This is a genomic window from Pseudomonas sp. OST1909 (assembly GCF_015277575.1).
In the GTDB taxonomy this organism is placed as follows: domain Bacteria; phylum Pseudomonadota; class Gammaproteobacteria; order Pseudomonadales; family Pseudomonadaceae; genus Aquipseudomonas; species Aquipseudomonas synxantha_A.
In genome coordinates, this window is the sequence record NZ_CP063780.1 from 1,211,498 (window position 1) to 1,226,064 (window position 14,567).

10 protein-coding genes are annotated in these 14,567 nt (G+C 61.8%); 8 read left to right on the top strand and 2 right to left on the bottom strand.

Annotated features, from left to right (window positions below; translation table 11 throughout):
- Nucleotides 1-216: 216 nt before the first annotated feature.
- The 5 genes from IH404_RS05355 to IH404_RS05375 all read left to right on the top strand — a co-directional run bounded on the left by IH404_RS05355 (nucleotide 217) and on the right by IH404_RS05375 (nucleotide 7,006).
- Nucleotides 217-2,370 carry a DUF1631 domain-containing protein gene (locus tag IH404_RS05355; protein ID WP_194440118.1) on the top strand — a complete coding sequence of 718 codons (2,154 nt, stop codon included), beginning with the start codon at nucleotides 217-219 and terminating at the stop codon, nucleotides 2,368-2,370.
- A 61-nt stretch (nucleotides 2,371-2,431) separates the two neighbouring features.
- On the top strand, nucleotides 2,432-2,995 hold the full coding sequence (gene ampD, locus IH404_RS05360; protein ID WP_005784693.1) for a 1,6-anhydro-N-acetylmuramyl-L-alanine amidase AmpD: 564 nt from the start codon (nucleotides 2,432-2,434) through the stop codon (nucleotides 2,993-2,995).
- The gene (gene ampE, locus IH404_RS05365; protein ID WP_005784695.1) at nucleotides 2,992-3,828 is read left to right on the top strand and encodes a regulatory signaling modulator protein AmpE; all 837 of its coding nucleotides are present in this window, start codon (nucleotides 2,992-2,994) and stop codon (nucleotides 3,826-3,828) included. The genes ampD and ampE overlap by 4 nt, the downstream gene beginning before the upstream one ends.
- A gap of 592 nt (nucleotides 3,829-4,420) precedes the next feature.
- Nucleotides 4,421-6,451, top strand: coding sequence for a methyl-accepting chemotaxis protein (locus tag IH404_RS05370; RefSeq protein ID WP_194440119.1), 2,031 nt, complete (start codon nucleotides 4,421-4,423; stop codon nucleotides 6,449-6,451).
- A 126-nt stretch (nucleotides 6,452-6,577) separates the two neighbouring features.
- Nucleotides 6,578-7,006 carry a hypothetical protein gene (locus tag IH404_RS05375; RefSeq protein ID WP_032803252.1) on the top strand — a complete coding sequence of 143 codons (429 nt, stop codon included), beginning with the start codon at nucleotides 6,578-6,580 and terminating at the stop codon, nucleotides 7,004-7,006.
- Here the strand turns inward: IH404_RS05375 and IH404_RS05380 are convergent.
- Nucleotides 6,953-7,729 (bottom strand): TatD family hydrolase, encoded by a 777-nt coding sequence (locus IH404_RS05380; RefSeq protein ID WP_005784699.1) that lies wholly within the window; start codon nucleotides 7,727-7,729, stop codon nucleotides 6,953-6,955. The two genes, IH404_RS05375 and IH404_RS05380, sit on opposite strands and share 54 nt — an antisense overlap.
- 2 nt (nucleotides 7,730-7,731) lie before the next feature.
- The gene (cra, locus tag IH404_RS05385) at nucleotides 7,732-8,727 is read right to left on the bottom strand and encodes a catabolite repressor/activator (protein WP_005784701.1); all 996 of its coding nucleotides are present in this window, start codon (nucleotides 8,725-8,727) and stop codon (nucleotides 7,732-7,734) included.
- A 293-nt stretch (nucleotides 8,728-9,020) separates the two neighbouring features.
- Between cra and ptsP the strand changes: the two genes are divergently transcribed.
- From ptsP to IH404_RS05400, 3 genes are read left to right on the top strand one after another with little or no spacing between them, the layout of a single operon-like run.
- Nucleotides 9,021-11,879, top strand: a complete 2,859-nt coding sequence (gene ptsP / locus IH404_RS05390; protein ID WP_194440120.1) for a phosphoenolpyruvate--protein phosphotransferase — start codon at nucleotides 9,021-9,023, stop codon at nucleotides 11,877-11,879.
- Entirely contained in the window at nucleotides 11,880-12,800 is a 921-nt protein-coding gene (gene pfkB, locus IH404_RS05395) for a 1-phosphofructokinase (RefSeq protein WP_005784704.1), read from the top strand.
- A gap of 11 nt (nucleotides 12,801-12,811) precedes the next feature.
- Entirely contained in the window at nucleotides 12,812-14,530 is a 1,719-nt protein-coding gene (locus IH404_RS05400; RefSeq protein ID WP_148853452.1) for a PTS fructose-like transporter subunit IIB, read from the top strand.
- Nucleotides 14,531-14,567 lie beyond the last annotated feature (37 nt).

Consider the following 14,567-nt stretch of genomic DNA (forward strand, 5'->3'; position numbering starts at 1 on the left):
TATAGGGGCTGCGTGCGTTCGAACCCAGCGCGCCGCTCATTTACAGCGTAAAGGCAGAGTTTGCTGGCGCAACCCCCCTCCTTTGCAAGATAATCTCGCGCCTTTCAATTGGCGTCATAGCTTTGACGTCGAGGTGGTAGCCGGTTTATATGCAGCGCACTGCCGTGCCTGCCCCGTTCTTTGCCCCTCTCAACACCGCCGTTTCAGGAGGCCAGGATGCACAATGACGGAAAGGTGGTGCCTATCAACAGGGCACAGGCTACGCCATCGCCGCTCGCGCGCCTGCCGGTGGTGTTGCTGCAGGTGCGTGACAAGGCCGCGCAACAATTGCAGCAGGGTTTGCAGGAACTGTTCGATAACGCCGACGACACCCTGTTCGAAATGGCTGACAAGGCCCGAAGCACCGTCGACCATCATATTTTTTTCGAAGCAATGCGCGACCTGCGCCTCAAGCGCAAGAACTTCGAACGCGTGTTCATGGAGCAGCTGTTTGTCGCCTTCGCCAATCTGGGCCAGGCCGGAAGCGGCGATCTGCACCTGGTGCCGGTGGTGTCCTACGAAGCGGTATCCGGTACCAGTGCCGACGACATGGAAAAAGCCGTAGCCCTTGAGGCGATGCTCAGTCGGGTGCGGCATCGTGATGGCTTGGCCCTGGGACAGTTAAGCGCGCGCATGAGCCAATTGCTGGGCCGGCGCCTGGATGACCAGGCGAACCCACTGGGCCCGGCACTGCTCTGTGAGTTTTTTCTGCAGGCAGGGCGCAGCCTGGGGGTGGAAATCCGCGTCAAACTGATCATGCTCAAGCTCTTTGAAAAATACGTGCTCAGTGACGCGGACCTGTTGTATGGCGAAGCCAATCAACTGCTGGTCGCCGTTGGTGTACTGCCTGAACTCAAGGCCGTGCCATCCCGTCGTCCCGGCGGGCGCGCCAGCCGGGAACACCAACGCGCCAGCCAGCCGATCGTCGACCCGCCGCTCGATAAAAGCGGCCAGCAAGCGTTCAGCGCATTGCAGAAGTTACTGCAAGCCGTGCGTGGCAGCGTGGCGCCGACCCTCGAAGCCAGTGCCGAGCCGCAACCCATTGCCACCCGTGATCTGCTACGCCTGCTGTCGCATTTGCAGCAGTACGTCCCCGAGCCCGAGGTTGAAGACGATTTCGACCTGCGTAACCAGCTTGAACAGCTGCTCACCCGAGTCAGCGTCAAGAGTGGCAAGTCGCGGGTCCTGGAAGATGCTGACGAAGATGTAATCAATCTGTTCGCTATGCTGTTCGCCTTCATACTCGGTGATAGCAGCGTGCCGGACGCGTTCAAGGGCCTGATCGCCCGTTTGCAGATCCCCTTGCTGAAAGTCGCCGTGCTGGACAAGAGCCTGTTCAGTTGCACGCGCCATCCGGCGCGACGCTTGCTCAATGACATCGCGGGCGCCGTCATGGGCTGGAGCCCGCCCGAAGACGCCTCCCGCGATACTCTGTACCTGTGTGTCGAGCAGGTCGTGCAGCGTTTATTGAATGAGTTTGTTGAAGACCCGGCGATTTTCTCCCAGCTACTGACCCAATTCAGCGCGTTTACCGCTGATGAATCCAGGCGCAGCGAGTTGCTTGAGCGCCATACCCGAGAGGCCGAGCAGGAGCGCCTGCATACCGAGGCTGCCCGCCAACGTGTGGCGCAGGTGCTTGATCGAAGGCTGGCGGGCAAGGTTCTGCCGCAGTTTGTGGTGCAATTCCTCCAGCAAGCCTGGAGCCAGGTGTTGCTATTGGCCATGCTCAAGCATGGCGGACAGTCGCTGCAATGGCAGGCAGCGCTGCGCACCCTGGATGAGTTGATCTGGAGCGTCGGCCTGCGGGAAGACACCGAAGCGGGCCGGCATTTGCTTGAGCAACTACCCGCGTTGCTCAAGGCGTTGCGTGACGGTTTGGCCGCTGCGGCGTTCGACTCTTTCAGCACCCGTGAATTTTTCCGGCGGTTGCAGACCATGCATGTTCAGTGTTGCGGGGGCGACGGCGCCGAAGTGCTGGTCGAAGTCCGTGAGTCCTTCACGCTTGGCACCGGTGCGCCGTCCGTCGTTGCGCCGCTGCCCGATGATGACCCCGACCTGCTCAAGGCCAGGCAGTTGCAGATCGGCGCCTGGGTAGCGTTTCAGCACGATCAGGAAATCACCCTGCGCTGCAAGTTGACGGCAATCATGCCGCCTGCCAATACCTGTATTTTCGTCAGCCGCACCGGGCTCAAGGTTCTGGAAAAAACTACCGACCAGTTAGCCCATGCGTTCAAGCGTGGTGTGCTGCGCACGCTGGATGATGGCCCTTTGTTCGAGCGTGCATTGGCTGCGGTGATGGGCGACCTGCGTCAACTCAAACGCGGCAAGTGATCGCAACCGCAGGGTGGAACGCGGCATACTGGTAACACCTCGTCTCATTTCAGGAGCCTGTATGCAGTTGGACCCCGCCAGCGGTTGGTGCCAGGGCATCCGTCATTGCCCGTCGCCCAACTTCAACGAGCGCCCTGAAGGCGAAATCTCGCTGTTGGTGGTGCATAACATCAGCTTGCCTCCAGCGCAGTTTGCCACGGGCAAGGTGCAAGAGTTTTTTCAGAATCGTCTGGATGTGTCAGAGCACCCCTACTTTGCCGGTATCGACCACCTACGCGTGTCTGCGCATTTTCTGATTGAACGTGACGGCACTGTGACGCAATTTGTCTCGTGCCGGGACCGGGCCTGGCACGCCGGTATTTCCAGCTTCGAGGGGCGCGAGGTGTGCAATGATTTCTCGCTGGGGATCGAACTGGAAGGCACAGACGAACTGCCGTTCACCGATGCCCAGTACGCGGCGCTGACCGAGCTGACGCGCCAGTTGCTCAAGGCTTACCCAAAGATCACTCGCCAACGTATTTGTGGTCACAGCGATATCGCTCCGGGGCGCAAGACCGACCCGGGCCCCGCTTTTGATTGGGCGCGCTTTCTCGGCGCCCTGCAGGATGGAGGACACGAACAATGAGTTTCCTGGTGTTGGTGCTGGCGGTGTGGATCGAGAAGTTCTCGGCCTTGCGCCTGCGGTTGCAGCGCGACGGTGGATGGCTGCGTGAGCTGGCCAAGCTGGAGTCGAGCCCGCGCATGGGCAAGCGACCCTGGCTGATCCTGACGCTACTGGTGCTGCTGCCGGTAGCGTTGCTGGCGCTGTTGTTGTTGGTACTGGAGCCGGTGGCCTATGGCCTGTTGGCGTTACCGGTGCACATGCTGGTGGTGATCTATAGCCTGGGCCGTGGTGATTTATTGGCAGGGCTGGGGCCGTTCCGTGATGCCTGGCGACGTGGCGACCTGCAAGCTGCAGAGCATGTGGCCGAGCGCGACCTGAAGCTTGGCGCCGACACTGGCGAGCAATTGCTGGAGCGGGTCCAGGGCTATCTGTTGTGGCAGGCGTACCAGAGCTTTTTTGCGGTGATTTTCTGGTATTTCCTGCTGGGCCCGGTGGCGGCTTTGGCCTACCGGCTGTTGGCGCTGGCCAGCGAACATAGCCAGAATCCCTTGGTGGCCGAACGTGCCGCGCAGTTGCGTCACGCGTTTGACTGGTTGCCGGTACGCCTGTTGGCGGCGAGCTTTGCTTTGGTGGGCAACTTTGTCGGGGTCAGTCGGGTGATGCTCCACGAACTGCTGAGCTGGGACATCAGCGCGGCGCAGTTGATGGAAAAGGTCGGGCTGGCCGCGGCTGAAATCCCTCCTCCAGTGGTGGGGGCTGACGGCATCAATAGCCTGGATCGGTTGTGGGAGCTGCTGCTGCGTGCGGCGGTGTTGTGGTATGCCGGGTTTGCCATCTGGACTGTATTGCCCTGAATACTGTGGGAGGTGGGCTTGTCCCCGATGACCACCGGGATCTACACCTCTTGTGGGAGGGGGCTTGCTCCCGATGGCGGCCTCCGGGCCGACCAGGGGGCTGGATCAGACCGAGTACATATCCATTCCTGCGGTAACGGCCACGGTTGGTTCCGCTTTTACAGCGGGTCACTTTGGAAAAGAGCCCCAAAGTAACCAAAGGGCTCTTGCCCCACCACTCGGCACCTCGCTTAGGCTCGGTGTGCCCGTAATCCGCCAGTGATTTGGGGGGCCGCCGCCACGCGCCATCCATGGCGCGGGGCGGCTAAACCGGCATCCCTGCCGGTTTACCCCCCAAATCCCTGTCGAATTCCGGCCAGCGTGGTTTGACGGGGCGCTTAAGATCAAGATCAAAAGCAGATCAAGATCAAGAGCGGCTCGCTTCGCATCGTGGTTACGGGGGCAAGCCCTCCTACATGTGCTCTCCGGATCTGCCGTTAACCTTACGTTACAAAACTTCCCTTCGAATTGAGCTATACAGACAGAGCGCCAAATAGTGGCTATCTGCCGCCGCCCTGCGCCTCAATAACAATAAAAGAAGGGGAGGTCACCTGTGATGAGCTTGCTCTATCCTGCCGTTGCGCTGATGAACCGCCTGAGCTTCGGCATGAAGTTCAGCCTGATCAGCGTGCTGTTTCTGCTGCCGATGCTGGCGACCAACTATTACCTGGTGCGTGACTCGTGGCGCGAATTCCAGGGCACCCGTGTCGAACTGCAAAGTCTCGACCTGCTTGGCAGCAGCCTGGCATTGCGTCGTGAGTTGGAAACGCTCAACAACCAGGTGCAGATCAACGTCATTCTCGGGCAGTCCGGCAAGGCGGCTGATCTTGAAGCGCAGATCACTGCCCTGGAGCAAGGTGTGCTGGAGCGGTTGCAGGGGTTGCACGCCATGGCGACGCAGCCCGAGCAAGTCGAGGTTTTTGAAAACAAGCGCGACGAGCTGATCGCCGCGTTCAAGGCGCAGCAACAGGAAACCTCGTTGCTCAACAAAGCGGCGTTGATCGGCAAGTTACTCAACCAGGCCCAGATGCTTAGCCAAATTATCGCCAGCCAAGCCGGCTTGAGCCGTGATGTGCAGAGTGACCTGCGCCAACTCAGCGACCTGGTCACTGCGGTCACCCCACAGGTCACCCAACTACTCGGTGAGGGCCGCGCGATGGGCGCGTATTCCCTGGGCCAGGGCTTTATCAATTCCTCCTCCAGTACGCGCTTTGACGAATTACTGCAGCAGGTGGAAAAGCTCCAGGGCGAATACGGCTTGAAGCTGCAGGACGCGCTGGGCGCCAGCAACGCCGCGCACGCAGCACTCGATAGCTTGGCGCAAGCCAGCCAGGCCAGCCTCAAGCAAGGCAGTGAGTTGTTCGAAGAACAGGTGGTAATGGCCGAGACCCTGGATACACCGTGGCAAGGTTTTTACGACGGCGTCAGCCAACTGATGGCCAAGACCTATCAACTCGATGACGCCACCTTAGCGTTCATCGGCCAGCAACTGGAGCAGCGTCTGGCGCAAAACCGCCTGCACATGGTGTTGCTGGTCGCGGCCCTGTTGGCGGTATTTGCGCTGATCTTCTACTTGTATGCAGGTTTCTTTGTCTCCACCCGCACTACCTTGCGCAGCCTGGGGGCGATGATGGACAAAGTCGCGGCCGGTGACATGACGGTCACTTTCGTCGCCCACAGCCGCGACGAGCTGGGAGACCTGGGCCAGGTATTCAATGGCACCGTGGCCAAGATCCACGACCTGATTGAGCGCGTCGGGCATACGGTCAGCCAGGTCGAGTTGCAGGCCAGCCAGGTGCAGACGATTTCGGCACAGAGTAACCAGGCGGTTTCCGGCCAGCGCAGCCAGATCGAACAAGTGGCAACGGCGATGAACCAGATGTCTGCCACCGCACAGGAGGTGGCGCGCAGCGCGGCGGCGGCGGTCAACAGTGCACAGAGCGTCAATGATGAAACCGTCAGCGGGCGGGCGCTGGTGCAATCTCAACAAAGCGGCATCGCACGCCTGGCTTTGGAGATCGATGAGTCGGTGCGGGTGATCAATCAGTTGGCGGCCGATAGCCAGTCCATCAGCAGCGTATTGGAGGTGATCAAGAGCATCGCTGAGCAAACCAATTTGCTGGCGCTCAACGCGGCCATCGAAGCTGCGCGTGCCGGTGAGCAAGGACGCGGTTTTGCCGTAGTGGCCGATGAGGTGCGCACCCTGGCCCGGCGTACCCAGCATTCCACCGGAGAAATCGAACAAATGATCAGCCGCTTGCACAGCGGCGTCGGCGCAGCGGTAAAGGCGATGGGCAGTAGCCATGAAATGGCGAGTGGCACGGTAGGGCGGTCGGAAAAGGTCCAGCACGCCCTGGAAAATATCCTCGGTGCCGTAGGCATGATTGTTGACCAGAACCAGCAGATCGCCGCTGCCGTGGAGCAGCAAACGGCGGTCGCTCACGACATCGACCAGAATATTGTCCAAATCAACCGCGCCGGTGAACATGCAGCACAAGGCGCCCAACAGACCGAAGCGGCCAGCCGGCAGTTGTCGGCGCAGGTCATTGAGTTGAAGCAATTGATTGGCGCGTTTCGGGTGTAAGAACTTTCTGTGGGACGGGGTCATGAATCACGTGGCATTTGTCCTGATTTTGCCGGGCTGTGTTTTATCGCAACGTGAATGGGTGAGAATTTGTTTCATCAGTCACGGTCACGAGGGGATACGACGATGGCCGCTGCAATCGGCATCAAAGGGCATTGTGCCCAGTGCAACATGACGTTTGAACTCAAGCCTTGGCAACTGAACGCCATCGCCATGGAAGTACCGTTTGACTGCGCGTACTGCCACTCGGGCCTGCAGTTGTGCTGCCACAAGCAGTTGCGTCAGTTTCGCGCCCTGGACCAATGGGCGCTGGTGCGGCCCGGCATGATCATGCTGACGTGCGCGACCTTGCTGATGGCGTTGTTCGCAGAGTGGTTGGGGCTGCTCAGCGTGATCGGGCAGTTGAACATTTCGCTGGTCGCGGTGTTGATTCATCTGCTGGTCGTGCGCTATGCCCGTTATCGGCAAAGGATGACCTTGAACTTGCAGGTCATCAGCCCGCTACCAATTGAACAGCTCGCACGCATTGCGTGTGCTCGTCTCACCCAGCAATAAAGGGCTGATGCCCATACGCTCAGCCAGGGCGGTGCAGATAGCCGGCAGGTGTTGCGGGCTATTGCGCTGGTTGGGATACATGGCCGGGGCCATGTCCGGCGAATCGGTTTCCAGTACCACGGCTTCAAGAGGCAATTGCGCCAGTACCTTGTGCATGCGCAGGGCCTGGGGCCAAGTGGCGGCGCCGCCCAGACCGAGTTTGAAACCCAGTTTGATGTACTCGCGGGCCTCTTCAATGCTGCCGGCGAACGCATGAATAATCCCGCCCCTCGGTAGACGGATGCGCTTGAGCGTGGCAATCACGACGGCGTGGCTGCGGCGTACATGCAGCAAGGCGGGGAGTTGGAAATCCGCCGCGAGTTTCAGCTGGGCTTCGAACAGGCTTTGCTGGCGCTCGCGATCCAGGTGCTCAAGGAAGTAATCCAGACCGATTTCGCCCACGGCGCAGAGTTGCCGATGGCCGTGCAAGCGCGTCAACCAGTCACCCAGCTCCAGCAGGTCGGCAGGGCGATGCTCATCGAGATACACCGGGTGCAAACCAAAGGCCGCGAACAAACCGTCGTCCTGCTGCACCAGATCCCACAGCTGCTGCCAGTTTTTCTGATACACCCCCAGTACCACCAGACGCCGTATCCCGAGTTCACGGCTATGGGCGAGGACTTGCGGGCGGTCGTGATCGAAGTCCGCAAAGTCCAGGTGGGTGTGGGTGTCGATCAGCTCCACGTTCAGGCCTCGTGAATGCGCTGCTTGAACGTGCGGCCAATTGCATGCACACCCGGTTGGTACTGCTCTTCTTCGATGGCCGCCAGGGCCAGGCGCAGGGCGGTCTCGGCGATCAGTTGATGTTGCTGGGCCATGGCGTTGACTGGCAGCGGCAGGAAGTCCAACAGTTGGGTGTCGCCAAAGGTGCCCAGGCGCAGCGGCCGCGACCGGAGCGGGAAGTCATGCAGCGCATCGAACACGCCTTGCAGCAGCACGTAGGAGGTAGTCACCAGCGCGTCAGGCAAATGCCCCAGGCGCTGCAGCAGTTGCTCCATCAGCTGTCGGCCACAGTCACGGCTGAAGGCTTCGCCCTGTTCGATGATCACTTCGCCGGTGAAGTCTTGCAGCGCTTCACGAAAACCCGCAGTACGTTCCTGGCTGATGCTCAGCTCGGGACGTGCGCCGATCAGCGCGATTTGCTTGGGCAGCGGTTGTAGCAGGCTGCTGGTGAGTTGCTGACAGGCCTGGTGATCATCGCTGACCACTGAGCAGAACTGGTCAGGCTCCATCACCCGGTCGATGGCAATCACCGGCAGCCCCTTGGCTTGCAAGTCGCGATAGCTGTCATCGCTGGCCGGCAGGCAGCTGGCGACGAACAACGCATCGCAACGCCGCGCACGGAACAGTTGCAGCAGTTGGCGTTCGCTGTCGGCTTCGTCATCGGAGCTGGCAATCAGCAACTGATAGCCCCGTGCCCGGGCGCCTTGCTCCAGCAGCTTGGCAATGCGTGCGTAGCTGGGGTTTTCCAGGTCTGGCAGGATGAACCCCAGGGTGCGCGTATGCCGGCTGCGCAGCCCTGCGGCTTGAGGGTTGGGGGTAAAACCATGGGCCTGGACCACGGCACGCACACGCTCAACGGTTGCGTTGCTGATGCGCTGCTGTTCGGCCTTGCCATTGATGACATAGCTGGCGGTGGTCACGGACACACCGGCCAAGCGTGCAATATCACTGAGTTTCAAACCGGGATTTCCTTGTTTTTTAGAGCGTGCCCCGACATTTTGTCCAATCGTAACCGATTCCAGCCCACGACCAATGTTTCGCGACAGGTGCCGAGTGGTGCTTCAAGCTTGCGCAATTAACGCGTAATCTGCCATAAATTCTAGATTAAACGTTTCAGCAAGCGTATTTTTACGATGTTCGCCGCTGAGTGGCTACTGCCAATTGACCACTCAGTCAGTTATTTTTGAACGTCTCGCGCTGATTTATTCAAAACAATACCTAGTGCGCACATCGCACTAACTAGGAGAACGGCATGCTTGAGCTCACTGTAGAGCAGATATCCATGGGCCAGGTGGCTGTGGATAAATCTGCTGCCTTGCACCTGCTCGCTGACAAACTGGTGGCCGATGGCCTGGTTGCCGAGGGGTATCTGAGCGGCCTGCAAGCCCGTGAAGCCCAGGGTTCGACCTTTCTTGGCCAGGGCATCGCTATTCCCCACGGTACGCCAGAGACCCGCGACCAGGTGTTCACCACGGGTGTGCGCCTGCTGCAGTTCCCCGAAGGGGTGGACTGGGGTGATGGCCAGATCGTCTACCTGGCGATTGGCATCGCCGCCAAATCCGACGAACACCTGCGCTTGCTGCAACTGCTGACCCGTGCCCTCGGTGAAACCGATCTCGGCCAGGCGTTGCGCCGTGCCGGCAGTGCCGAAGCGTTGTTGAAGCTGTTGCAAGGTGCGCCCCAGGAACTGGCGCTGGATGCGCAGATGATCAGCCTGGGCGTGTCTGCCGATGATTTTGAAGAGTTGGTATGGCGCGGTGCGCGCCTGCTGCGCCAGGCCGACTGCGTGAGCAATGGTTTTGCTGCGGTGTTGCAACAGGTCGACGCGTTGCCCCTGGGCGATGGCCTGTGGTGGTTGCACAGCGAACAGACGGTCAAGCGCCCGGGCCTGGCGTTTGTCACGCCGGACAAACCCATGCGCTACCTCGGCCAGCCGCTGCACGGCCTGTTCTGCCTGGCGAGCCTGGGCGAAGCCCACCAAACCTTGCTTGAACGCTTGTGTGCCCTGTTGATTGAAGGGCGCGGCCAGGAATTGGGGCGTGCCACCAGCAGCCGTGCGGTGCTGGAAGTGCTGGGCGGCGAATTGCCGCCAGACTGGCCCAGCGCCCGCATCAGCCTGGCCAACGCCCACGGCCTGCACGCACGCCCGGCCAAGATCCTTGCGCAACTGGCGAAAAGTTTTGACGGCGATATCCGCGTGCGCATCGTTGATGGGCCGGTGGGCGCGGTATCGGTCAAAAGTTTGAGCAAGTTGCTCAGCCTCGGTGCGCGTCGTGGCCAGGTGCTGGAGTTTGTCGCCGAGCCGACGATTGCCGGCGATGCACTGCCTGCATTGTTGGCCGCGGTCGAAGAGGGCCTTGGCGAAGAGGTCGAACCATTGCCGACCCTGAGCGCCCAGCCTGCTCCGGTGGCTATCGAGCCGGCGCTCAGCGCGCCATCGAGCGGCAGTCAGATCCAGGCCATCGCCGCCGCGCCGGGCATCGCCATCGGTCCGGCGCATATCCAGATTCCACAGCTGTTCGATTACCCCCTGCGCGGTGAGTCTGCCGCCACTGAACGCCAGCGCCTGCACACCGCCCTGGGCGATGTGCGTAAGGATATCCAGGGCCTGATCGAGCGCAGCCAGGCCAAGGCCATCCGCGAGATTTTCATTACCCATCAGGAGATGCTCGACGACCCGGAGCTGACCGACGAAGTCGACACCCGCCTCAAGCAAGGCGAAAGCGCCGAAGCGGCGTGGATGAGCGTGATCGAAGCCGCCGCCAAGCAGCAGGAGGCCTTGCAGGATGCCTTGCTGGCCGAGCGTGCCGCTGACCTGCGTGACATCGGCCGTCGCGTGCTGGCGCAGTTGTGCGGCGTCGAAACCGCCCAGGAGCCCAGCGAGCCCTACATTCTGGTGATGGATGAAGTCGGCCCTTCGGACGTTGCGCGTCTGGACCCGGCCCGCGTAGCCGGCATTCTGACTGCCCGCGGTGGTGCTACAGCTCACAGCGCCATCGTCGCGCGCGCCCTGGGGATTCCCGCCTTGGTCGGTGCTGGTGCTGCGGTGCTGCTGCTGAGCGCCGGTACGCCACTGCTGCTCGACGGCCAGCGCGGTCGCCTGCATGTCGACCCGGACGCCGCTACCCTGCAACGCGCCACCGTGGAGCGCGACACCCGCGAACAACGCTTGCAAGCTGCCTCGGCTCAACGCCACGAGCCGGCGCTGACCCGTGACGGTCACGCCGTGGAAGTGTTCGCCAATATCGGTGAAAGCGCCGGTGTGGCGAGTGCGGTGGAGCAGGGCGCCGAAGGCATTGGCCTGCTGCGCACTGAACTGATTTTCATGGCCCACCCTCAGGCGCCGGACGAGGCTACCCAGGAAGCCGAGTACCGCCGCGTCCTTGATGGGCTCGGCGGCCGCCCGCTGGTGGTGCGCACCCTCGATGTGGGCGGCGACAAGCCCTTGCCTTATTGGCCCATCGCCCAGGAAGAAAACCCCTTCCTTGGCGTGCGCGGCATTCGCCTGACCTTGCAACGCCCGCAGATCATGGAAGCGCAATTGCGGGCGCTGCTGCGTTCGGCGGATAACCGGCCGCTGCGCATCATGTTCCCCATGGTCGGCAGCGTGGATGAATGGCGTGCCGCCCGCGACATGACCGAGCGCTTGCGCCTGGAAATCCCGGTCGCCGATTTGCAACTGGGCATCATGATCGAAGTGCCGTCAGCCGCCTTGCTGGCGCCGGTACTGGCCAAGGAAGTCGACTTCTTCAGCGTCGGCACCAACGATCTGACCCAGTACACCTTGGCCATCGACCGCGGCCACCCGACCCTGTCGGCCCAGGCCGATGGCTTGCACCCAGCGGTCTTGCAACTGATCGACATCACCGTGCGCGCCGCCCATGCCCACGGCAAATGGGTCGGCGTATGCGGCGAGTTGGCGGCAGACCCGCTGGCGGTGCCGGTGCTGGTCGGCCTGGGGGTGGATGAGTTGAGCGTGTCGGCCCGCAGCATTCCTGAAGTGAAGGCGCGGGTGCGCGAATTCAGTCTGAGCGAGGCCCAGGGCCTGGCGCAACAAGCACTGGCGGTGGGTTCGCCCGCCGAGGTGCGTGCCCTAGTGGAGGCCGTGTAGATGGCGAAGATTCTGACCCTGACGCTGAACCCGGCGTTGGACCTGACGGTGCGCCTGGCGCGCCTGGAGCCTGGTGAGGTCAATCGCAGTGAAGCGATGCTCACCCACGCGGCGGGCAAGGGCGTGAATGTAGCGCAGGTGCTGGCGGACCTAGGCCATTACGTCAGCGTGGGCGGGTTCCTCGGCAGTGCCAACCCACAGGCTTTCAATGCGCTGATCAAGCGCCGCGGGTTTGGCGATGCCTTCATCCGTGTCCCCGGCGAAACCCGGAGCAACATCAAGATTGCCGAACAGGATGGGCGTGTCACCGACATCAATGCACCGGGGCCGCTGGTGGATGAGCAGGCGCAAAAAGCGCTGCTCAAGATGATCGCGATGATTGGCCCGGAGTTTGATGCGGTGGTGGTGGCCGGCAGCTTGCCGCGCGGCGTCAGCCCGCAGTGGTTTAAAGGTTTGCTGGAGGCGTTGAAAGACCTCGGGTTGAAAGTCGCCCTGGACACCAGTGGTGAAGCGCTGCGCCTGGGGTTGGAGACGGGCCCGTGGTTGGTCAAACCCAATACTGAAGAGTTGGCCGAAGCCTTGGGTCACGCCACCGATGCCATCAGCCAATTGCATCAGCAAGGCGTCGAGCATGTGGTGGTCTCCGACGGCGCCGCAGGCGTGACCTGGTACCGCCCAGGCGCGGCGCTACACGCCACGCCGCCCAAGGTGACGGTGGCCAGTACCGTGGGCGCTGGCGACTCGCTGCTGGCCGGGATGCTTCACGGTTTGCTCAGCGGCGATACCCCCGAGCGCACCTTGCGCCGTGCTACGGCGATTGCCGCGATGGCCGTCACGCAGATCGGTTTTGGCATCAGCGATGACGCGCAGTTGGCGCGCCTGGAAAGCGGCGTCGATGTACGCGCGCTGACAGAACAATAAGAGGGTTTGTGATGAAGTTAGCCATTGTTACCGCCTGCCCCAACGGCATGGTCACCAGTGTGCTGTGCGCCCGCTTGTTGGACGCCGCCGCCCAGCGCATGGGCTTGCACACCAGTGTCGAGGTCGTTGATGTGCAGCGCCCGGAACGTCAGTTGTCCCAAGCCACGATCGATGATGCCGAGTGGGTACTGCTGGTCAGCAGTACGCCCGTGGATATGCAGCGTTTTGTCGGCAAACGCGTGTTCCAGACCACACCGGCCCAAGCGCTGGCGGATGTCGAAGGCGTATTGCGCCGGGGCGCTGAAGAGGCCCAGGTGTATGTCGCCAGTGACGCCCCGGTATCGGCGAAGAATGCGCCGCGTATCGTCGCGATTACTGCGTGCCCGACCGGGGTGGCCCACACCTTCATGGCCGCCGAAGCCTTGCAGCAGACCGCCAAGCGCTTGGGCTACGACTTGCAGGTCGAGACCCAAGGCTCGGTCGGCGCCCGCACACCGCTGAGCCCGCAAGCCATCGCCGAGGCCGACGTGGTGTTGCTGGCGGCGGATATTGAAGTCGCCACCGAGCGTTTTGCCGGCAAGAAAATTTACCGCTGTGGCACCGGCATCGCCCTCAAGCAATCCGAAGCCATCCTTAACAAAGCCCTGGCTGAAGGCGCGGTGGAAAACGCCGCCAGCGGCGCGCCGGCCAAGTCGGAGAAAACCGGGGTCTACAAGCACCTGCTCACTGGCGTGTCGTACATGTTGCCGATGGTGGTGGCGGGGGGCTTATTGATTGCCTTGTCATTTGTGTTCGGCATCCATGCTTTCGAGCAGCCAGGCACTTTGGCTGCGGCGCTGAAAAGCGTCGGTGACCAGGCATTCCTGCTGATGGTGCCGCTGCTGGCGGGCTACATCGCCTACTCGATCGCCGACCGTCCTGGCCTGGCGCCGGGCATGATCGGCGGCTTGCTGGCGGGGACGCTGGGGGCTGGGTTTATCGGCGGCATCCTGGCCGGTTTCGTCGCGGGTTACTGCGTCAAGCTGATCAGCCGTGCGGTGCAATTGCCCCAGAGCCTGGAGGCGCTCAAGCCGATTCTGATCATCCCGTTGCTGGCCAGCCTGTTCACCGGCCTGGTGATGATCTACCTGGTGGGCCCGCCGGTCGCACGTTTGCTGACGGGTCTCACCGATTTTCTCAGCACCATGGGCACTACCAACGCGGTGCTGTTGGGCATTTTGCTCGGCGGCATGATGTGCGTGGATTTGGGCGGGCCGATCAACAAGGCGGCGTATGCGTTTTCTGTCGGCCTGCTGGCGGCGTCGAGCGGCGCACCGATGGCCGCGACCATGGCTGCCGGCATGGTGCCGCCGATTGGCATGGGCATCGCTACGTTATTGGCTCGGCGCAAGTTCGCCCAGACTGAACGCGAAGCCGGCAAGGCCGCGATGATCCTGGGCCTGTGCTTTATCTCCGAAGGCGCGATCCCGTTCGCGGCCAAAGACCCGCTGCGCGTGATCCCGGCCAGCATCGCCGGTGGCGCGCTGACCGGTGCGCTGTCGATGTACTTCGGCTGCAAGTTGGCCGCGCCCCATGGCGGGTTGTTTGTGCTGGTGATTCCGAATGCGATGAACCACGCTTTGTTGTACTTGCTGGCGATTGTGGCGGGCAGTGTGTTGACGGGGTTGGTGTATGCGCTGCTCAAGCGACCGGAAGCTGTGGAGCTGACGGTCACTGCTGCCAGGGGCTGATGGGATTCAGAATGTGGGAGGGAGCAAGCCCCCTCCC